The organism is Flavobacterium sp. 25HG05S-40, from assembly GCF_052654735.1.
Genome location: NZ_CP199750.1, coordinates 675,975 through 696,555 on the forward strand (window position 1 = coordinate 675,975; position 20,581 = coordinate 696,555).

General features: G+C 37.9%; 18 protein-coding genes and 1 tRNA gene. 10 read left to right on the forward strand and 9 right to left on the reverse strand.

What is annotated here, in order from left to right; genetic code table 11:
* Positions 1-43 precede the first annotated feature (43 nt).
* Positions 44-523 (reverse strand): DUF1761 domain-containing protein, encoded by a 480-nt coding sequence (locus ACULEU_RS02935; protein ID WP_445453962.1) that lies wholly within the window; start codon positions 521-523, stop codon positions 44-46.
* Between the two features lie 217 nt (positions 524-740).
* On the opposite strand from ACULEU_RS02935, the gene ACULEU_RS02940 reads away from it, so the two are divergent.
* Positions 741-1,595, forward strand: a complete 855-nt coding sequence (locus ACULEU_RS02940) for a leucine-rich repeat domain-containing protein (protein ID WP_445453963.1) — start codon at positions 741-743, stop codon at positions 1,593-1,595.
* Positions 1,596-1,690: 95 nt separating this feature from the next.
* Here the strand turns inward: ACULEU_RS02940 and ACULEU_RS02945 are convergent, their stop codons facing one another.
* Entirely contained in the window at positions 1,691-2,143 is a 453-nt protein-coding gene (locus ACULEU_RS02945) for a KTSC domain-containing protein (protein ID WP_445453964.1), read from the reverse strand.
* Between the two features lie 289 nt (positions 2,144-2,432).
* Here ACULEU_RS02945 and ACULEU_RS02950 point away from each other — a divergent pair, with 289 nt between their 5' ends.
* The 5 genes from ACULEU_RS02950 (at position 2,433) to era (ending at position 6,211) form a co-directional block, all read left to right on the forward strand.
* A complete protein-coding gene (locus ACULEU_RS02950; RefSeq protein ID WP_445453965.1) occupies positions 2,433-3,755 on the forward strand; it encodes a cyanophycin synthetase family protein in 1,323 nt (440 codons plus the stop codon).
* Positions 3,755-3,958, forward strand: coding sequence for a hypothetical protein (locus ACULEU_RS02955; RefSeq protein ID WP_445453966.1), 204 nt, complete (start codon positions 3,755-3,757; stop codon positions 3,956-3,958). The genes ACULEU_RS02950 and ACULEU_RS02955 overlap by 1 nt, the downstream gene beginning before the upstream one ends.
* A gap of 123 nt (positions 3,959-4,081) precedes the next feature.
* The gene (locus ACULEU_RS02960) at positions 4,082-5,083 is read left to right on the forward strand and encodes a glutamate ligase domain-containing protein (RefSeq protein WP_445453967.1); all 1,002 of its coding nucleotides are present in this window, start codon (positions 4,082-4,084) and stop codon (positions 5,081-5,083) included.
* 110 nt (positions 5,084-5,193) lie between these two features.
* A tRNA-Met gene (locus tag ACULEU_RS02965) sits at positions 5,194-5,266 on the forward strand.
* A gap of 60 nt (positions 5,267-5,326) precedes the next feature.
* Positions 5,327-6,211, forward strand: coding sequence for a GTPase Era (gene era, locus ACULEU_RS02970; RefSeq protein ID WP_445453968.1), 885 nt, complete (start codon positions 5,327-5,329; stop codon positions 6,209-6,211).
* A gap of 8 nt (positions 6,212-6,219) precedes the next feature.
* Here era and ACULEU_RS02975 read toward each other — a convergent pair whose 3' ends face one another.
* Positions 6,220-6,732, reverse strand: a complete 513-nt coding sequence (locus ACULEU_RS02975) for a hypothetical protein (RefSeq protein ID WP_445453969.1) — start codon at positions 6,730-6,732, stop codon at positions 6,220-6,222.
* A 93-nt stretch (positions 6,733-6,825) separates the two neighbouring features.
* Here ACULEU_RS02975 and der point away from each other — a divergent pair, with 93 nt between their 5' ends.
* Positions 6,826-8,136 (forward strand): ribosome biogenesis GTPase Der, encoded by a 1,311-nt coding sequence (der, locus tag ACULEU_RS02980; protein WP_445453970.1) that lies wholly within the window; start codon positions 6,826-6,828, stop codon positions 8,134-8,136.
* Between the two features lie 100 nt (positions 8,137-8,236).
* The gene (locus tag ACULEU_RS02985) at positions 8,237-11,017 is read left to right on the forward strand and encodes an outer membrane beta-barrel protein (protein WP_445453971.1); all 2,781 of its coding nucleotides are present in this window, start codon (positions 8,237-8,239) and stop codon (positions 11,015-11,017) included.
* Positions 11,018-11,125: 108 nt separating this feature from the next.
* Here ACULEU_RS02985 and ACULEU_RS02990 read toward each other — a convergent pair whose 3' ends face one another.
* From ACULEU_RS02990 to ACULEU_RS03010, 5 genes are all read right to left on the reverse strand, one after another.
* Positions 11,126-11,947 carry a TPM domain-containing protein gene (locus tag ACULEU_RS02990; protein WP_445453972.1) on the reverse strand — a complete coding sequence of 274 codons (822 nt, stop codon included), beginning with the start codon at positions 11,945-11,947 and terminating at the stop codon, positions 11,126-11,128.
* A gap of 2 nt (positions 11,948-11,949) precedes the next feature.
* Positions 11,950-12,387, reverse strand: coding sequence for a TPM domain-containing protein (locus ACULEU_RS02995; protein WP_445453973.1), 438 nt, complete (start codon positions 12,385-12,387; stop codon positions 11,950-11,952).
* Positions 12,388-12,392: 5 nt separating this feature from the next.
* The gene (locus tag ACULEU_RS03000) at positions 12,393-12,980 is read right to left on the reverse strand and encodes a LemA family protein (RefSeq protein ID WP_445453974.1); all 588 of its coding nucleotides are present in this window, start codon (positions 12,978-12,980) and stop codon (positions 12,393-12,395) included.
* A gap of 94 nt (positions 12,981-13,074) precedes the next feature.
* Positions 13,075-13,407, reverse strand: a complete 333-nt coding sequence (locus tag ACULEU_RS03005; RefSeq protein WP_445453975.1) for a MerR family transcriptional regulator — start codon at positions 13,405-13,407, stop codon at positions 13,075-13,077.
* Positions 13,408-13,459: 52 nt separating this feature from the next.
* Positions 13,460-14,440, reverse strand: coding sequence for a M23 family metallopeptidase (locus ACULEU_RS03010; RefSeq protein ID WP_445453976.1), 981 nt, complete (start codon positions 14,438-14,440; stop codon positions 13,460-13,462).
* A 232-nt stretch (positions 14,441-14,672) separates the two neighbouring features.
* Between ACULEU_RS03010 and alaS the strand changes: the two genes are divergently transcribed.
* Entirely contained in the window at positions 14,673-17,309 is a 2,637-nt protein-coding gene (gene alaS, locus ACULEU_RS03015; RefSeq protein WP_445453977.1) for an alanine--tRNA ligase, read from the forward strand.
* Between the two features lie 65 nt (positions 17,310-17,374).
* The gene (locus ACULEU_RS03020; RefSeq protein ID WP_445453978.1) at positions 17,375-18,775 is read left to right on the forward strand and encodes a peptidoglycan DD-metalloendopeptidase family protein; all 1,401 of its coding nucleotides are present in this window, start codon (positions 17,375-17,377) and stop codon (positions 18,773-18,775) included.
* Positions 18,776-18,787: 12 nt separating this feature from the next.
* On the opposite strand, the gene ACULEU_RS03025 is transcribed toward ACULEU_RS03020, so the two are convergent.
* Positions 18,788-20,539: an ABC transporter ATP-binding protein gene (locus tag ACULEU_RS03025; protein WP_445453979.1), complete on the reverse strand. Its 1,752-nt coding sequence runs from the start codon at positions 20,537-20,539 to the stop codon at positions 18,788-18,790.
* Positions 20,540-20,581 lie beyond the last annotated feature (42 nt).

Consider the following 20,581-nt stretch of genomic DNA (forward strand, 5'->3'; position numbering starts at 1 on the left):
CCCTACAAATGTAGAGCGATTGGTTGATAATTAAATGTTAAAATTATTTCCAACCACAGATAATAGCACCCATAATGGTCATCGATACAATCCAGTATCCCGCATTAATTAGGATGTATCTCCATGATTTTTGTTCAAAGAGACTGTTAATGGCTGTAATTGGGAGTGCAAAGCATAATCCTGCAATGAAACCATGAAGCGCGCCATGTTTGAACGTTCTGAAAGCATTGCTATGGGCTTTCATAAATTCAATGTAAGCCGGGTCATTTACGTTTCCTTCTACCATTCCAAAAGCACCCATTTGATGCACTACTAAATTTGGTAAAACAACAAAGGCAAGCATAAAAGAATAAAAAATAGTTAATCCAAATACTTTGACCAGATTGGATTGTTTGGCTTTTTCTTCGGTCATTCCGGTTTCTTTCATCCAGATGTTTCCGAATACTTTTGGACTGTACCAGACAAATCCAACGACAAGTGTTACGAGTGATGCCACTAAAACAGCGTAAAAATTAAACGGCATAATATTAAGTGTTAATTGGTTAGTGTTTCAAAAGTAGGAAATATAATTTAAATAGACTTTGGACGTTCTTTTTTTTCAGATTTTCAGATTTGCAAAAGTATATTTGTAAGATAAATACATAAAATAAATCACAAATAATGCATTTTGTCGATTATTTTTGTTTTTAAACGATTTTGCTTATAGTTTTACACCGTCATAACCTCAAACCCTAAATGATATGAAAACAATTTTTACCTACGTAACATTACTTTTAGTTTCTGCATCCAGTTTTGCTGAAATCTCATCAGCTGAGAAAAATGCCTTGATTAAATTCAACAAAGCTACTAAAGGCTCGCAATGGACTAACAAATGGGATTTAAAAGCGCCAGCATCCACATGGTATGGGGTGGAAATCCAAAATGATAAAGTAGTTTCTATTAAATTGGTGAACAATAATCTAAATGGCGAATTGCCAAATGAAATAGGTGATTTAACGTCACTTCAAGTATTGAACCTCTTTAGAAATAATATTTCTGGTGTTTTACCTGCTTCTATAGGAAACTTAAAAAGCCTTGTTAAACTAAACATCGCTTTCAATCAGGTTTCAGGAGCTTTACCAGAAGCTCTTGGTAGTGCATCTCAATTGAAATCTATCGAATTGCACATGAACCGATTAACGGGACAATTGCCTGTAGCCGTTGGTAATCTTTCTAATTTAGAGACTTTATCTTTATTTAATAACGAAATTGAAGGTCAAATTCCAGCCTCATACTATGAGTTGAAATCATTAAAAGTATTGTTGTTAAACAGCAATAAACTTGTGGGAAAATTAGAAAAAGAAGTTGCCAACCTGTCCTCATTAGAAACTTTGAGTTTGTTTGAAAACAAAATGGATGGTCAAGTTCCGTTTGATTTAGAAAAATTACAGAATTTGAAAGAAATGAATATCTCTTATAATATGTTTAACGGATTGGTTTCTAAAAACCTTTCTAAATTGGATACGCTAAACATGACTATGGTGAACGAGCAAGGCGTTGCTACTACGTTAAAAGTAAGCATTGACAAAAACTCAGCTTATGCTGCAGATGAATAGAACTCTCGGTTTTAGTTTATAGAATTTAAATTTTGTTAGGTAAAAAAGGTCTTGAGTAATCAAGACCTTTTTTTTATGAAGTACAGACGAATATTTTATTCAGAAGCGACTAACTTAGAAGTGCTTCTATAAATGTATTCGTTGTAAATATGTCTTCGGGCAAACCGGCTTGGTGATTCCGCATTGACCATTTTGATATAAGCAGGTCTTAAAACACCAAAATATTCAAAGGCACTTCCGTCAATGAATGTGATGTATAATACGCCTTTTTCATAATAAAAATCGGCAATGTTGGTTGTTGACGTAATTCGTGTATATTCAGCTTTATCTTTTTCCAAAGTTTCAGGCGCAATGCTTACTAAGAAGTGGTACGCTGCAATAATCTCTGTGCTTTTCTCTTCTGCAGCCAGACGTTCAGCATCATCTTGGATAGTATCCGGATGAATATCTTTCATACAGTTTCTGTAAATTGTTTTTAGCTCTTTTAAAGTGGCTGTTTTGGTAACGCCCAATAGCGCTCGGTATTCAATGATTTTTTTTGTATTCATTTTGCTGGAATATAGCCTTTTAGGCTTTTTTAATTTTTTTGCAAAAGTAGTTCTTTACTTTAGATATTTACGACAGTAAATGAAAATTAATGCATATTTATCAAAAGCATTGATTTTAAATCCTTTCAGACTTCAAAGTCTGGTAAAATGATGGGTTGATGCGAACTGTCACATCTAAAAACATAAAAAGTATAAAAGATTACCAAAATAGTATAATGAGCGTGAGCTACTTTGTATAGAAATTTGAAGTCTCTTACTGTCAATTTTTTAAACTTCAAAAACTTAATCCATGAAAATAATCAAGACTCAGGTATTGTGCGGTCCTAATGTTTGGAGCAATTACAGAAACCGGCTTATTCAGGTCAAGCTCGATTTGGAAGAAATGGAACAGTTTCCTACAGATAAAATCGATGGATTTGCTGACCGTTTAAAAGAACTTTTACCATCGATGCAGAGTCATGAATGCTCAGTAGGGAAAGAAGGCGGTTTTTTTGAAAGAGTAGCGCAAGGGACATGGCTTGGTCATGTAATGGAGCATATTGCTCTCGAGATTCAAACACTTGCGGGTATGAATGTTGGCTTTGGACGCACAAGAGAAACTGCGACTAAAGGAGTGTATAATTTGGTCTTTGCTTATGAAGTTGAAGAAGTAGGATTATATGCTGTAACAGCAGCGTTCCGTATTATTGATGCTTTACGAAAAGGAGAACCTTATGATATCAGAGAAGACATCGATGCAATGGCATTGCTTAAACGGAGATACGGATTGGGACCAAGTACCTTATCTATCGTCAAAGAGGCAGAAAAAAGAGGGATTCCATGGATGCGACTTGGAAGAAATTCTAAAATTCAATTAGGGTACGGCGTTCATCAAAAGCAATTTCAGGCCACAATAACTGGGACTACTGCAAACATAGCTGTCACTATTGCTGGTGACAAAGATGCGACTAAATTGCTCTTGGCAAACGCAGGGATACCAGTAGCTGTTGGTGGAACATGCGCAACAGAAGAAGGTTTACAAGAGATTATAAAAAGCATTGGTTTTCCCATTGTCGTAAAACCCTTGAACGGCAATCAGGGGAAAGGAGCTACAATTAGCATAAGAAATTTAGAGGAAGCTACATTTGCCTTAACCGAAGCCCAGCAGTTTAGTAAATACGTCATTGTAGAAAAGTATATTACAGGTTCTGATTACCGGATTTTGGTTATCAACGGGACATTTGTTGCCGCTGCCAAAAGAGTCCCGGCACAGATTATAGGAAATGGTTTTGCTACTATTCGCGAACTGATTGAACAAGTCAATAGTGAACCCCTGAGAGGTGAAGGCCACGAGGCAGCATTAACCAAAATCAAATTTGATAAAGACACCTGTTTTCAATTGGAGAAGTGTCGGTATACCATAGAAAGTGTGCCAGCTGATGGGGAAATTGTATATTTAAAATCGACAGCAAACCTCAGTACAGGAGGCACAGCAGAAGATGTAACGGATGACCTTCATCCTGAAAATAAATTTATGGCAGAGCGTATCGCCAAAATTATTGGACTCGACATCTGTGGCATCGATATTATTGCTGAAACTATCTGTGAACCCTTAAGAGAAATCGGCGTGTAGTGCTCGAAGTAAATGCGGCTCCGGGTTTCAGAATGCATCTTCATCCTTCAAAAGGAACTCCACGCAATGTGGCAAAACATGTGATTGATATGTTATATCCTAATGCTACTCCAACGAACATTCCGTTGTTTGCAGTGACAGGAACTAATGGCAAAACCACTACAACGCGTCTTTTGGCGCATATAGCTAAAACAGCCGGATAACATCCAGGATACACTACCACAGACGGAATCTACATTGATAATTACAAAATTAAAGAAGGCGATTGCACCGGGCCTGCCAGTGGAGCCGTAATTCTCAGAGATCCAACGGTAGATTTTGCCGTATTGGAAACAGCCCGTGGCGGATTGTTGCGAAGTGGTCTCTGCTTTGACCATTGCGATGTGGGTATAATCACTAATATCAAAGAAGACCATTTGGGACTCAACGATATTGAGACTTTAAGAGATCTGGCATGTGTGAAGGCAGTTGTTGCCCGAAGTGTAAAAGAAACGGGTTGGACAATTCTAAATGCTGAAGATGAAAACTGTGTGCGTATTGCCCGCGAACTCGATTGTAATCGGGCTTTTTTTGCTATGGATGAACATAACGAAATAGTCCAAAAACGTATTCGAAACAATAGACCTGTAGCGGTGTTAGAAAATGACTATATAACCATCATCAAAGGAGAAGAGAGGATTAGAATTGCTCACGTTAACACCATTCCGCTCACAGAAAATGGTACTTGCCGCTTTATGATAGCGAATATTTTGGCGGCATCACTAGCGTCCTATTGTTATGGATTTGAACAACTTTGGATACAGAATGCGCTACAATCGTTCTATCCAAGTTACGAACAGACTCCGAGTAGAATGAACCTCTTTGAATTCAATAACTTTAAAGTATTGGTAGATTACGCCCACAACCCACACGGCTTTTTGGCCATGAAGGATTATTTGTCAAATGTAAAAGCCCCGCGTAAAATTGGCATTATTGCCGGAATTGGAGACCGAAGGGATGAGGATACTTTGGAATTAGCAAAGATTGCCGCTAGTATGTTTGACCATATCATTGTGCGTCAGGAACACAGTCTCCGTGGCCGAAATGTTGACGAAATCAATAATTTAGTTATAGAAGGGATTCGATCTGTCAACAAAATGATACCCATTGACCTTATGCCTCTAGAAACCGAAGCAATACAACATGCCTTGGGGATGGCACAGCTTGGTGATTTTATTGTAGCTTTAAGCGACGAGCATAAAAAAGTGGTCGACATTATTAACGCCAAACTTGAAATGGAAACTCCTGTAATGGCTCTTAAAATGGAAATAAAGCCATTGGCATGTTAATTAAATGGAAGTATCCGTTCATTGGGTCAGTCATTTAGCAGTATAAAGTAGTTTTTTTTATTTTTTACTTGACTTATAAGATATTCGTTGTATATTTGCACTCGAAACAGCGCGGGATAGAGCAGTAGGCAGCTCGTCGGGCTCATAACCCGAAGGTCACAGGTTCGAGTCCTGTTCCCGCTACTAAGCAAACTAAAAACCGAAAACACTAATTGAGTTTTCGGTTTTTTTATTCTTATTTAAATGGATCACAAAGCAGGCTTCGTCAATATCATTGGAAACCCAAATGTAGGTAAATCAACACTAATGAACGCGTTTATTGGAGAACGATTGTCTATCATTACGTCTAAAGCGCAAACGACGCGTCACCGTATTTTAGGCATCGTCAATGGCGATGACTTTCAGGTAGTCTTGTCAGACACGCCTGGAATTATTAAACCGGCGTATGAAATGCAGAAATCGATGATGGATTTCGTAAAATCGGCTTTCGAGGATGCAGATGTGTTGATTTACATGGTTGAAATCGGTGAAAAGGAATTGAAAGACGAGGACTTTTTCAATAAAATCATCCACTCTAAAATACCGGTGTTACTGTTGCTCAACAAGATTGACAAGTCTAATCAGGAACAATTAGAAGAGCAAATCGATTTGTGGAAAAATAAAGTCCCGAATGCCGAAATCTATCCTATTTCAGCTTTAGAAAATTTCAATGTAAAAGAAGTTTTTGCGCGCATCTTGGAGTTGCTTCCGGTATCTCCGGCGTATTATCCTAAAGATGCCCTGACCGATAAACCGGAACGTTTTTTTGTAAACGAAACCATCCGTGAAAAAATCCTAATCAACTACGACAAAGAAATTCCTTACGCGGTAGAAATAGAAACCGAAGAGTTTATTGAAGACGACACGATCATACGAATTCGTTCGGTAATCATGGTAGAGCGCGATACGCAAAAAGGGATTATCATTGGGCACAAAGGCGCAGCCCTAAAAAAAGTCGGAATGCAGTCACGTGAAGATTTAGAGAAATTCTTCGGGAAGCAGATTCATATCGAATTGTATGTAAAAGTCAACAAAGATTGGAGAAGCAATTCGTATCAATTACGACGCTTTGGTTACAATCAGAAGTAGGCAAAAGCTTATTTCGAAGAGGCGATAATTTTAGTAAACTCTACTTCCAGCTCTTCCATTTGGCCATAACCATTGGTTCGGGTTTGTCTGCCAATGATATACAACAGCACCCAACAGACAACCATCAAACTTACAACCAAAAGATCACCTTTGATAGGCTGATGCACCACCCAATCAGAATAGGAAAACATCAGAAAGACCAAAAAGATTCCGGCGATAATAAAATGCAAAAAGATAAAGAAGGTCCACATCGTTTGTGCCGGCCCAAATAATCCTCTGATATGAGTAGCATTTTTTTCGTTGCCTTCCTTTTCTTCCAACTCAATGGATAAGTGAGGCGACCAGTATTTTTGTTTTGCACCGTGAATAGTGAACTGAATGTGGTTGTTTCTTATTTTCATCAAAAAGCCTGGTGAGATATGCTGCGCATAATCTACAAACTTCTGTCGGACTTGTTCAATATTTTCATCAATATCTTTATAAAACCGAAGTCGTAATCGGATGTCGTTATGCGATTCCATAGGGGTTGAGGGTTGGTTAGTACACACTAAAGTAATAAAAAAATTGATATTGTATTCATTAATACTACCTTTGCACCATTATTTAAAAAGAGCATGAACAATATTGTAGCCATCGTAGGAAGACCAAATGTAGGGAAATCTACTTTTTTTAATCGTTTAATTAAGAGAAGGGAAGCTATCGTTGATTCGGTTAGTGGTGTGACCCGCGACCGTAATTATGGAAAAAGTGAGTGGAATGGAAAAGAGTTTTCTGTAATTGATACCGGTGGTTATATTAAAGGTTCCGACGATATTTTTGAAGGCGAAATCCGTCGACAGGTGGAATTGGCCATTGATGAAGCCGATGCTATTATTTTTGTGGTTGATGTAGAGGAAGGAATTACGCCCATGGATGCTGAGGTTGCCAAATTACTACGAAAAGTAACCAAACCAATTTTATTAGCCGTAAACAAGGTAGATAATGCGATGCGTGAAAAAGACGCGATTGAGTTTTATAATTTAGGATTAGGTGAATATTTTACCATTGCCAGCATCAGCGGTAGTGGCACCGGAGATCTTTTGGACAAATTAGTAGAAGTACTTCCGGAATTGCCTGATACCAGTGAAGAGGAGGAAGCCTTGCCCCGTTTTTGTGTGGTGGGTCGACCTAACGCCGGAAAATCATCCTTCATAAATGCTTTGATTGGTGAAGACCGTTTTGTAGTTACCGATATTGCCGGAACTACCCGTGATGCCATTGATACCAAATACAACCGTTTCGGATTCGAATTTAATTTGGTGGATACTGCCGGAATACGCCGAAAAGCCAAAGTAAAAGAAGATTTAGAGTTTTACTCCGTAATGCGTTCGGTTCGTGCCATTGAACATTCGGATGTTGTTATTCTATTGATTGATGCAACCCGCGGCTTTGAAGGACAGGACCAAAGTATCTTTTGGCTAGCCGAAAAAAATAGAAAAGGAGTTGTTATTTTAGTCAACAAATGGGATTTAGTCGAAAAAGACACCATGTCAACACGCGATTATGAAAATAAAATCAAAGAAGAATTAAAGCCATTTACCGATGTGCCTATTTTGTTTGTTTCTGCTTTGACTAAACAGCGATTACTGAAAGCTTTGGAAACCACAGTACAAGTTTATGAAAACAGAAAACAGCGTATTGCCACTTCGAAGTTCAATGACTATATGTTAAAGCTTATTGAAGCCTATCCGCCACCCGCTTTAAAAGGAAAGTATGTGAAAATTAAATATTGTATGCAGTTGCCAACACCAACGCCTCAGTTTGTGTTTTTTGCTAACTTACCGCAGTATGTTCAGGAAGCATATAAGCGTTTTCTTGAGAATAAAATCCGTGAAAATTGGGATTTCTCCGGGGTTCCGATTGATATTTACATGAGAGAAAAATAATATTTATGTTAAAACTTACAAACTCATTGTAGTCTTACATAATAAAATCATTAATTAGCCGTTCTTAATACTTTGTATTACTAACCGCTAATTTTTTTTTATGCCAAAATCATTTTTTGTATTTGCATTTCTGTTCTTTACCACGCTTACCTTTGCTCAAAAAGCAATTACTTTAAAAGGAAAAGTAATTGAAGAAACCACCAAACTACCCATCGAATCGGCCACCGTGTACCTTTCCGCTGTTAAGGATTCTGCCGTTATCGATTATACAATTACCAACAAACTCGGTAATTTCGATTTCAAAATCAAGAAATTTAACCAACCTGTCTTCCTCAAAATTTCCTATGTCAGTTACCGCGAATCTAAAATACAATTAGCTTCTGTTTCTGAAGATAAGGATTTTGGGACTATCGAATTAAAAGAAGCCACCAATCAATTGGATGAAGTGGTGGTCAAAAACGAAACGCCACCAATTCGAATCAAAAAGGATACACTCGAATTTAATGCGTCTTCTTTTAAATTACGTCCCGATGCTAATGTGGAAACCCTGTTAAAACAGTTGCCCGGAGTTGAAATCGATGCCGAAGGGAAAATCACAGTGAACGGAAAAGAGGTGAATCAGATTTTGGTCAATGGCAAGCCCTTTTTTGACAAAGATGGAAAGATAGCACTACAAAATCTACCTTCGGATATTATCAATAAAGTGCAGGTTACCGATACTAAAACCAAAAAAGAGGAAATCACCGGACAAGCGGCGAGTTCGAATAATGCCAGCATCAATCTAACCATTGATGAAGATAAAAACAAAGGCTTCTTTGGTAAATTTATGGCAGGAGGCGGCACCGATGAGCGGTATGAAAGCAGTGCGCTCGTCAATTACTTTAAGAATAAGCGGAAAATCAGTGTGTTGGCTTCATCCAATAATATCAATGCCACGGGCTTTTCTATGGATGAGATTTATGACAACATGAGCGGAAGCCGAAACAATTCGTTTTATACTAGTTCTGACGGTTCTTTTGGACTTAACGGAATGCGTTTTGGAGGTAATAGGGGAATCACACGCTCCAATTTGGTCGGCATCAATTATTCGGACGAACCATTTAAAGAATTCAATACGGCAGCAAGTTACTTTTTTGCCAATGGCGATACCACCAATAAGAACAAAACCAATCAAATTAATTTGTTGCCCGATGGGAATTTCACCACCAATTCGGAATCCAATACCCAAGAAGACAAATACAGTCATAATATGAACTTGGAATTAGAATATAAAATTGATTCTACGGCCTCTTTTGTTATCGTACCTAAGTTTGCGAAATCCAACAGTCAGTCGGTAAACAATTCTTTTGAGGAATCCCTTGACGAAACCAATCAGTTGCTCAACGAAAGCACTTCATTGGTCACTAATGAAAATGACAGACAGAATTTCAATAATAGAATCGATTTTAATAAAGCCTTCCGCAGAAAGAGAAGAAATGTCAGTGTGGCTTTTGAAAATGATAATACCAAGACCGAAATCAAAAACGGCACCAACTCGAGTACGCTTTTTTATCAAGGAAGTAATCCGGATGATATTCGGAATCAAATCAAGAACACTCGGAATATTTTGGATAAGTATACTACGGAGCTTCAGTATACAGAACCCGTTGGCGATTCGATGACAGTTAATATAGCTGCTATCATTGAAAACGAAAGAATTTCTGATGACCGAGAAGCGTTTGATTTTGATGCCAGTTCCGGAAGCTATACTATCGTGAATGATTTCCTGACCAATTATCTCACTTCCACTCGAAACACCATAACGCCTACGGCTGGATTCTCCATCGAAAAAAAGGACTATCGTTTGTATGTAAATTTAGGCCAGGCTATTACACAATTCAATAATCATTCGCGCTATCTTGGCAATGTTGTAGACTTGAATAAAGGATATATTTTACCCTCAGCCAATGTGTATGGAGGCTATAATTTTACGAAGTCAAAAGCCATCTGGGTTAACTACAATTACGAAGTCTATTTCCCGCAGGCAAGCCAGATTCTTCCAGTTGAAAATTTAGCCAATCCCTTGAACACCTTCATCGGAAACCCAAATCTAAATCCGAATAAATACCATCAGGTGTATTTTAGTTTCAGAGATTATGATTATGCTACCAAATCGGGCTACAGTATGTACATGGGCGGCAGTATTTACGACAGCCAAATTGTTTCTTCTACGGTTTTTGATGCGAACAGAAAAAGAACAACCACCTATGAAAATATCTCGGGAACTTACGATAGCTGGTTTGGAATGAACTGGAGCAAAACCATTAAAAAAGACGCCCATAGTTTTAAATTCGGCGTTGGTTTTAATGCCGGATACGATTTGATTAAAGGATTTACCAACACAGAATTGTTTAAAGCCCACGCTTTTGATATTACCCCTAGAGCTAATTTCACGTATGATTATGGCGAGTTGTTTTCGATAAACCCTAGTTACCGATATACACTCAACGATACTAAATATTCCAATTATGTGGTCAGTTCGGCTTCGAGTTTTATACACCGATTTAATATGCAGGTTACGAATTATTGGCCTAAGAACTGGATTTTTGGTAATGATTTTGGCTATACTTATAATTCTAATATTGCCGATGGTTTCAAGAAAGACTTCTTTTTATGGAATACGAGCTTGTCGTACAGTTTTTTCAATAAAAAGCTGATGGCTAAAATTAAAGTATACGACATCCTAAATCAGAATCAGAATGCAACACGGACCATTACGCCAACAACAATAAGAGATGAAGAAAATATAGTTTTAAAGCGATACGCCATGTTTTCGTTAACGTACAAGATTGAAAAGTTTGGCGGAAAGGAAAAGAAACCTAGTGGCAGGTTTAATTGGTAGCAAAACAAAACCCTCACTCGAAAGAGTGAGGGTTTTTCTTCAATTATGAATTACAAAAATTGTATTAATTTTTAATCTGCTTACTGCGACTGACCACTGCAAATTGGGCTACCAGCTTCCACCGGCGCCACCTCCAGAAAAGCCACCACCGCCAAATCCGCCACCAAATCCGCCACCGCCGCCGGAGCTTCCTCCGCCAAAACCACCAAATCCGCCGCCACTGCTTCTGCCAAGGCTGCTTAATAAGATGATATCAGCTAAGTCAAGACCACCGCCACGGTTGCCCGAGTTGCCACCGTTGTTTTTGTTTTTGGCTGCAATAATAATGATGACAATAATGATCACAAGGATAGGAACAAAAGGGAAGCCACCTCCTTTTTTATCTTTTTTACGCTCGCCTTTGTATTTGCCAGTGAAAACATCAAAAAGAGCATCAGCGCCTTTGTCCAAACCTTTGTAATAACTACCGGCTTTAAACTCTGGAATAATGATATTTCTGATGATTTCGCCATTCTGCCCAGCTGTCAATCGGTCTTCTAAACCATAACCGGGAGCAATCCAGATTTTACGTTCTTTAGCGGCTAATAAAATAAAAACACCATTGTCTTCTTTAGCCTGACCAACACCCCATTCTTGTCCCCATTTAGGCGCCAGAATACCAATGTCCTCTCCTTTTAAGCTCTCAATCGTAACGACAACCATTTGAGTTGAAGTAGAATCGGAATAGCGAACTAGTTTTTCTTCTAATTGCTTTTTTTCGCTTTCACTTAAAAGTTTCGCATAATCATAAACAGAAGTTTGAAAATCCGGTTTTTTGGGAATGTCAAACTGCGCAAAAGCGGGTAAAAAACAAAGTACTGCAAGAATTAATAAAGTGCTCTGTATAACTCTGGAATTCGTAATTCGTAATTTCCAATTCGTAATTTCCATAATTATCCTTTTGATATTTCGTTGGTAAGTTCGTCAGTATCGTTATCCTGATACGGAAAATATTTTTTAAGCTGCTCTCCGGCATGAAGAATTCCATCAATTAAGCCTTGCTTGAAATTACCCTCTTTAAAGTGATTAGCCATGGCATCTTTGGTACAATTCCAGAAATCATCATTGACTTTTTCGTTGATTCCCTTATCTCCATAGATAGCAAATTTATGGCTTTTGACGGCAACATAAATGATGACGCCATTGCGTTCCTGAGTATTTTCCATATTGAGCTGTTGGAATACTTCCACTGCGCGGTCTATTGCAGCAATGGAAGTTTCTTTTTCTATATGTACTCGGATTTCACCGGAAGTATTTTTTTCGGCTTTGCCAATGGCAGCAACGATTTCTTGTTCTTCTTCAGCAGTTAGAAAGTCTTCTACTTTTGACATTGCTATTAGAATTTTACTTCAACAGGTTTGTCTGCACCTTCAACAGCTTTGAAATACGCTTTCTCTTTATATTTTCCTAAGAATATACTTCTCGGCATCGCCAAAACATAACCGTTATAAGCTTCTACAGACTCGTTAAAACGGGTTCTTGAAGTCAAGATTTGGTTTTCAGTACTAGCCAATTCGTCTTGTAATTTTAGGAAGTTTTGGTTGGCCTTCAATTCCGGATACCGCTCTACACTTACCAATAATCTTGATAACGCAGAAGACACACCAGATTGCGCTTGATTAAAAGCTGCCAACTGTTCCGGAGTAATATTAGTTGGATCAACAGTAACCGATGTAGCTTTAGCTCGGGCTTCAATAACTGCTGTTAAAGTTCCTTTTTCAAAATCGGCTGCACCTTTAACGGTATTCACCAAGTTTCCAATCAAATCATTTCTTCTTTGGTAGGCTGTATTAACATTTCCCCATTCCTTTTCAGTCGCCTGATTGTAACGTAAAGCCGAATTCTGAATTGAAAAATACCACATCACAATGATAATTAAGGCTCCAATTCCAATAATCCAAGGTAAAAATTTTTTAAAGTCCATTTGTTTTTAATTTAAAGTTGTTTTTAATTTTTGTGTTAGTATTCTATTTTTAGTTTTGCGTAATGCGTAATGCGTAATGCGTAATGCCTAATGCCTAAATCGCATTCTTAATATTCAATAACTGTGCCTTAATACCCTCGAGCTTGCTTATGATTTCAAACTTGTCTAAGGTTTTCTTTTGCCCTTCTTTTAAATGCGTTTTCGCACCTTCCAAGGTAAAGCCACGTTCTTTAACCAAATGATAAATCAACTGGATGTTTTTTACATCTTCGGGCGTAAAGAGTCGGTTTCCCTTGGCGTTTTTCTTGGGTTTCAGAATGTCAAATTCCTTGTCCCAAAAACGGATTAATGATGTGTTCACATTAAAAGCTTTGGAAACTTCTCCAATGCTGTAATATCTTTTGCCTTCTTGTAACTCTATGTGCATAGTTATATTTTTTAAAAACTGAATACTAAGTACTAGGTACTACCCAAAAGTATCAGTCTAGAGATTGATTTTCCTGATTCGCCAATTTTGATATCACGGTATACTCAGCAGCGGATATATTTCCGTAATAAAAATTAATCGGATTGACTACTTTTCCGTCTTTATGTACTTCATAATGTAAATGCGGTGCTTCACTTCTTCCGGTACTGCCTACATATCCTATGATATCGCCACGTTTCACTCTTTGTCCTGCGCGGCATTTGTATTTACTCAAATGTCCGTAAAGCGTCATGTATCCATAACCATGTCTGATTTCAATATGATTGCCGTAACCTGATTTCGAATTGTCGGCATTGACTACAACGCCATCTCCGGTAGCATAAATTGGAGTTCCTGTCGGCGCCGTAAAATCCATCCCTTCGTGCATTTTTCGAACTTTGGTAAAAGGGTCACTTCGGTATCCAAAACCCGAAGCTACGCGCTTCATCTGTTCATTTTTTATCGGTTGAATTGCCGGAATCGCAGCCAATAATTTGTTTTTCTCTTTAGCCAGTTTAACTATTTCATCTAGTGATTTTGACTGAATCGCCAATTCTTTAGAAATAATATCCACACGTTTTGACGTGTTAATCACTAAATCCGAATTGTTAAAACCCTCTAATTCTTTATAGCGGTTAACGCCACCAAACCCAGCTTTGCGCTGTTCCATCGGAATGGGTGAGGTGTTGAAATAAGCTCTGTAAATATTATTATCCCTTTCGGCAACATCATTCAAAACTTCATCTACTTCATCCATCTTTTTATTCAAAATAGCATAGCGCAGTTTCATCGTTTCAATTTCACGTGCCTGAAGCCTGTCTTTTGGAGTATCTAAAAGTGAAGTATTCAATAATGCCACAAAACACAAAAAGCCAAAAAGCGCAGAAGCCAACAAAAACAAACCAATATATCCCAGCTTTTTGGATAGTTTTGGATTGATTTTGCGATAAGCTAAACTTTCAGTATCGAAATAATACTTTACTTTCTTCGCCATTTTTTAATTTATGCTATTTTTGTGCTTGTTTAAGAAAACAATGGTTATACGAACAAATTTAACAAATGTTTCAGTCATACCCTAAATTTATTTTAGGAGCAGATGATTCGGGCATTTTAAGTAAACCATGTTCCTGCTCTCCGCTATACAAGGTGTCGCTGCGATCAGGGCTAGAGAGCAACCATTTTTTAAAATTTAATAATCAAAAGATCTAACAGTCTAAATAGCTACAATGAAATCACAAGACATTCGCAAAGCCTATCTGCAATTCTTCGAATCCAAAGGACACTTAATTGTTCCTTCTGCGCCAATCGTCCTCAAAGACGATCCAACCTTAATGTTCAACAATTCGGGAATGGCTCAATTTAAAGAGTTCTTTTTAGGTAATGCCACCCCAAAAAGTAAACGTATCGCTGATACGCAAAAATGTCTACGTGTTTCAGGAAAACACAACGATTTAGAAGACGTAGGTTTTGATACCTATCATCATACCATGTTCGAAATGTTGGGCAACTGGTCGTTTGGCGATTATTTCAAAAAAGAGGCTATCACTTGGAGTTGGGAGTTATTGACTCAAGTGTATCAATTGCCCAAGGACCGTCTGTATGTCACTGTTTTTGAAGGTGATGAAAAAGAAAGTATCCCGCGTTCTACTGAAGCCTTGGCTTGTTGGAAAGAGTTAGTTCCGGAAAAACACATCGTTTTTGGAAATAAAAAAGATAATTTTTGGGAAATGGGTGAGCAAGGGCCTTGTGGTCCGTGCACCGAAATTCATTTTGATGGCAGAAGTGATGTAGAACGGAATGCGGTTGCGGGAGAAACACTAGTTAATAAAGATCATCCAGATGTCATCGAAATTTGGAACAATGTTTTTATGATGTTCAACAGAATGAAGGACGGATCATTACAACCCCTTCCGCAACGACATGTTGACACCGGAATGGGATTTGAAAGATTAGTAAGAGTAATTCAGAACAAATCATCCAATTACGACACCGACGTGTTCACGCCGCTTATCGAAAAAGTGGAGCAAATCACTGGATTTAAATATACTTCCAACGAAGTAAAAAATATCTCAGAAGAACAAAACAAAACCAATATTGCGATCCGTGTAATTGTAGATCATGTTCGTGCCGTGGCTTTTGCCATAGCTGATGGACAATTGCCTTCAAATACCGGAGCAGGTTATGTAATACGCAGAATTTTGCGTCGTGCGATTCGCTACGGATTCACCTTCCTGAATACCAAAGAGCCTTTTATCAATAAATTGGTGGAAGTTTTGGCCAATCAAATGGGTGAATTCTTCCCAGAAATAAAGTCACAACAACAATTGGTTACCAATGTAATCCGCGAAGAGGAAGCCTCGTTTTTAAGAACTTTAGAGCAAGGGTTACAGTTATTAGACAACGTAGTTTCGAAGACCAATGGTAAAGAAGTTTCAGGAGAAAAAGCTTTTGAGTTGTATGACACTTTTGGTTTTCCAAAAGATTTGACGGCTTTGATTCTGAAAGAAAAAGGCATGATGTTTAATGAAAATGAATTTGATGCTTCAATGAAAGCGCAGAAAGACCGTTCGCGTGCTGCTTCTGAAGTTTCTACGGAAGATTGGAAAGTATTGATTCCAGGAAATATTGAAACTTTCGTGGGTTATGATCAAACAGAAAGCGAAGTAAAAATCACTCGAATTCGTAAAGTAGATTCAAAAAAAGACGGCGTTTTATACCAAATCGTATTAGATAACACGCCATTCTATCCTGAAGGCGGTGGGCAAGTGGGTGATAAAGGAACTTTGGTTTCTGCCAATGAAACTATTGATATCATCGACACTAAGAAAGAAAACAATTTAATTTTGCATTTTGCCAAACAGCTTCCTGAAAATGTTGAAGCTGGTTTTGTGGCCAAAGTCAATACCGATTTAAGAACCTCGACTTCCAAAAATCACTCGGCAACGCACTTAATGCACTTGGCCTTGAGAACGATTTTAGGGACACATGTCGAGCAAAAAGGATCGTTGGTCAATCCTAATTATCTTCGTTTTGACTTCTCGCATTTCAGTAAAGTGACTAATGAGGAAATCAAACAGGTGGAAGATTTTGTCAATGCCCGAATTGAAGAGCAATTACAATTGGTAGAATACAGAAATTTACCCATACAAGAAGCGATGGCAAAAGGTGCTATGGCGTTGTTTGGCGAAAAATATGGCGATACGGTTCGTATGATTGAATTCGGAGATAGCCGCGAATTGTGTGGTGGTATCCACGTAAAAAACACAGGCGAAATCTGGCATTTTAAAATCATTTCCGAAGGAGCAGTTGCTGCCGGTATACGACGTATTGAAGCGATTACAGGTGATGCTGTGAAAACTTATTTCACACAGCAGGAAACCGATTTGGATGCGATAAAAGAAACGCTTAAAAATCCACAGGACACGCTAAAAGCAGTGGTTTCATTGCAAGATGATAATGCCAAATTGAGAAAACAAATTGAGCAGCTTCTAAAGGAAAAAGCCAAAGGCTTAAAAGGAGAATTGGTATCGCAATTACAGGAAATCAACGGAGTGAAATTCTTGGCTACTCAAGTCGATTTAAATCCTGAAGGTGCAAAAGACCTTGCTTATGAATTGGGAACTTTAGGAACTAATCTTTTCTTAGTTTTGGCATCAGCCGAAGAGGATAAACCGATGTTGAGTTGCTATATTTCTAAAGAATTGGTTGCCGAAAAAAATCTAAACGCCGGAACTGTAGTGCGCGAACTTGGAAAGTATATTCAAGGAGGCGGAGGCGGACAGCCTTTCTTTGCTACAGCCGGTGGAAAAAATGTGACTGGAATCAAAGAAGCTTTAGAGAAAGCGGTTGACTTTGTGAAGTAATTTAAAAAAATCAAACGCAAGTTTGGTTTTTTTGTATATTTACTTATAATTCAAAAGATTAACGTATGAAAACTTTATTATTACTATTGACTATTGTTTCAATTTACCAATTGCAAGCACAAAATAATAGAATGGCTGATGGTGGTGGAGCTTATAATATGAATCAAGAATATACAGAGTGTTTAAGTAATGAGCAACGTTTAATAATTAGGCAACAATTAAATGAAAACATTAATTATTTAAAAAGCGAGGGTAAAATCAATAACAATAATAGTATAAATGGTGGTAATCCAGTTCATCCATTATTTGTTTGGCCAGTTACGAAAAGTGTTGCAGCACCTTATAATAATGTTTGGAGTATTAGTAACCACGTTGATCACAATCCTAATTTTCCTAATGCACTTCAAGATTGGAATTGTGGGAATAGAACCTATGATACCAATGGAGGATATAACCATCAAGGATTAGATATTTTTACTTGGCCTTTCACATTGTATCAAATGGATAATAATCAGGCTGTGGTTGTAGCCGCCGCCGATGGAATTATTCTTCTTAAATCTAATGGAAACTTTGACAGAAGCTGTGCATTTAATAATAATAATTGGAATGCGGTTTACATTCAGCACGCTGATGGAAGCGAGTCGTGGTATGGTCATTTGAAAAACGGCTCACTTACAACTAAGATTCCAGGGGATTTTATAGCAGCTGGTGAATATGTTGGTATAGTAGGAAGTTCCGGAAATTCTACCGCACCACACCTTCATTTTGAAGTGTACAATAGTTCAGGAGGGCTTGTAGATACTTATAATGGACCATGTAATTCATGGTCAGCTTCCAATGACACATGGTGGCAAAATCAAAAACCGTATTTAGATCCTAAAATTAATGCAGTATTATCACATTCAGCACCACCGCAGTTTAACTCTTGCCCAACAACAGAAGTTCCTAATATTAACAATAGCTTTTCAAATGGTTCCAATGTTGTTTTGGCTATTTATTTAGCGGATCAGTTAGCTAACACAAGTGTAAATATGGTACTCAGAAGGCCTGATAACTCCATTCAATCCAATTGGAATTTCTCGTTAGTTAATCAATTCAGTGCTTCGTGGTGGTATTGGACATTTCCAGCGTTTGAGATGACCCAACAAGGAATTTATCAGTTTACTGCAACTTACCAAGGGAGTTCAGTTACCCATAATTTCATGTACGGAAACTTAAGTGTTGCTGAAAATGAGATTACAAAATTCAGCATTACACCAAACCCGGCTCGTGAAAGTTTTACCATAGATTTTAATGACAACTCTGTTATTGAAAATGTGTCGCTTTTTGATATGTTGGGTAAGGCCGTATTTCAATCCAATTCATCAGAAAAAACGATTAGCATTGCCGGACTCAGTAAAGGTGTTTATTCAGTTAAGATTGTAACTCAGGAAGGAAGTTTTTCATCAAAAATAGTTAAGCAATAATTGAGTAAATAATTATTCTTTCTTTCGTTCACCAATCTGCTGACGCCACATGGCATAGTACAAGCCTTTTTCGTCTAACAAGGCATCGTGTCTGCCTTGTTCGATAATTTTCCCTTGTTCTAGCACAAATATCTTGTCGGCATGCATAACTGTTGATAATCGGTGAGCAATTAAAACGGTAATTCGGTTTTTGTCCGAGATATTTCGAATTGTTGCATTGATTTCTTCTTCCGTAATCGAATCCAAGGCGGAAGTTGCTTCGTCAAAAATCAATAAGTTCGGATTTCTTAAAATGGCTCTGGCTATAGAAAGACGCTGCTTTTCACCGCCCGACACTTTGATGCCGCCTTCGCCAATGGTCGAATTCAATCCGTCTTCGGCACGTTCTAATAATTTGTCGCAACTGGATCTGTGCAGCACGTCTAATAATTCTTCATCGGTTGCAGATGGTTTTACAAATAATAAATTCTCTCTAATCGTTCCCGAAAATAATTGGGCATCTTGCGTTACAAAACCGAGTTGTTTTCTCAAATCCAATAAATCTAGTTGGGTAGAATCGATGGAGTTGTATTTTACATGTCCTTTGGCCGGCGGATATAATCCTACTAATAATTTGACCAAAGTCGTTTTCCCGGCACCGGACGGACCAACAAAAGCCACCGTTTCGCCTTGCTTGATGTCAAAAGTGATGTCTTCCACAGCAGGATGTTTTGCCGATTTGTGTTTGAAACTGACATTCGAAAACTGCAAGGTCTGGATGGCTCCGACATGTTTGGCATCTTTTGGGCGGTATTCTTTGGGAGCGTTCAATAATTCCTTGAAGTTTTCCATAGAAACTTTGGTTTCATTCAACGCAATGATAAAGGCACCCAATTCCTGCAAAGGCCCAAAAATAAAAAAGGTGAAGAATACCATCGTTAGCAAATCGCCCACAATTATTTTTTCTCCGAATAAGAAATAGTAGAGCGTAAACACCACACAAGTTCTCAGAAAATGAACCGTTGTTCCCTGAATAAAACTCAAACTTCGTATAAATCGAATTTTCTGCAATTCCAATTGTAGAATTTTAAAGGTGTTGAGGTTCAAACGTTTTTCTTCCTGATAGGTCAATCCCAAACTTTTTACCAACTCAATATTACGTAAACTTTCGGTGGTGGAACCCGCCAAAGCATTGGTTTGCGTAACTATTTTTCGGGATACTATTTTGATTTTCTTTCCTAAGTAAGAACTGATAATGGCAATAATTGGAGCCGTAATTAAGAAGATAATCGAAATACGGTAATCAATTCGGGATACATAAACAATCACGAAAATAAACCCGATAATCGTTTGAAAAATCAAAGAAATCGAAAGCGTAATTAACTTTTCCGAATCGGAACGTACTTTGGTCAACTTACTTAAAGTCTCGCCACTGCGCTGGTCTTCAAATTCTTCATAAGGCAAATCGAGCGATTTTTTGATGCCGTCAGTATACATCTCAGCACCCGTTCTCTGAATGACGATGTTGGTAAAATAATCCTGAAAATTTTTGGTTATTCTGGATATCATCGCGGCAGCTAAAGACAATCCGAGCCAAAAACTAACCGCTTTGATAAAACCCAATTCGTTGCCTTTGTATTTGGCAATGCCCACACCGCAATCTTGCATTAATTTACCTGTAATAATCGAGTCGGACAAACTGAAACAAATGTTTACTGCGGCCATTAACAAAGCGAAAAACAGTAATAGTTTGTGTTTTTTAAGATAAGCGTATAATAGTTTCATGAAGTATACTAGTTTTGAATGGCAAAAGTAGAAAATAAAAAG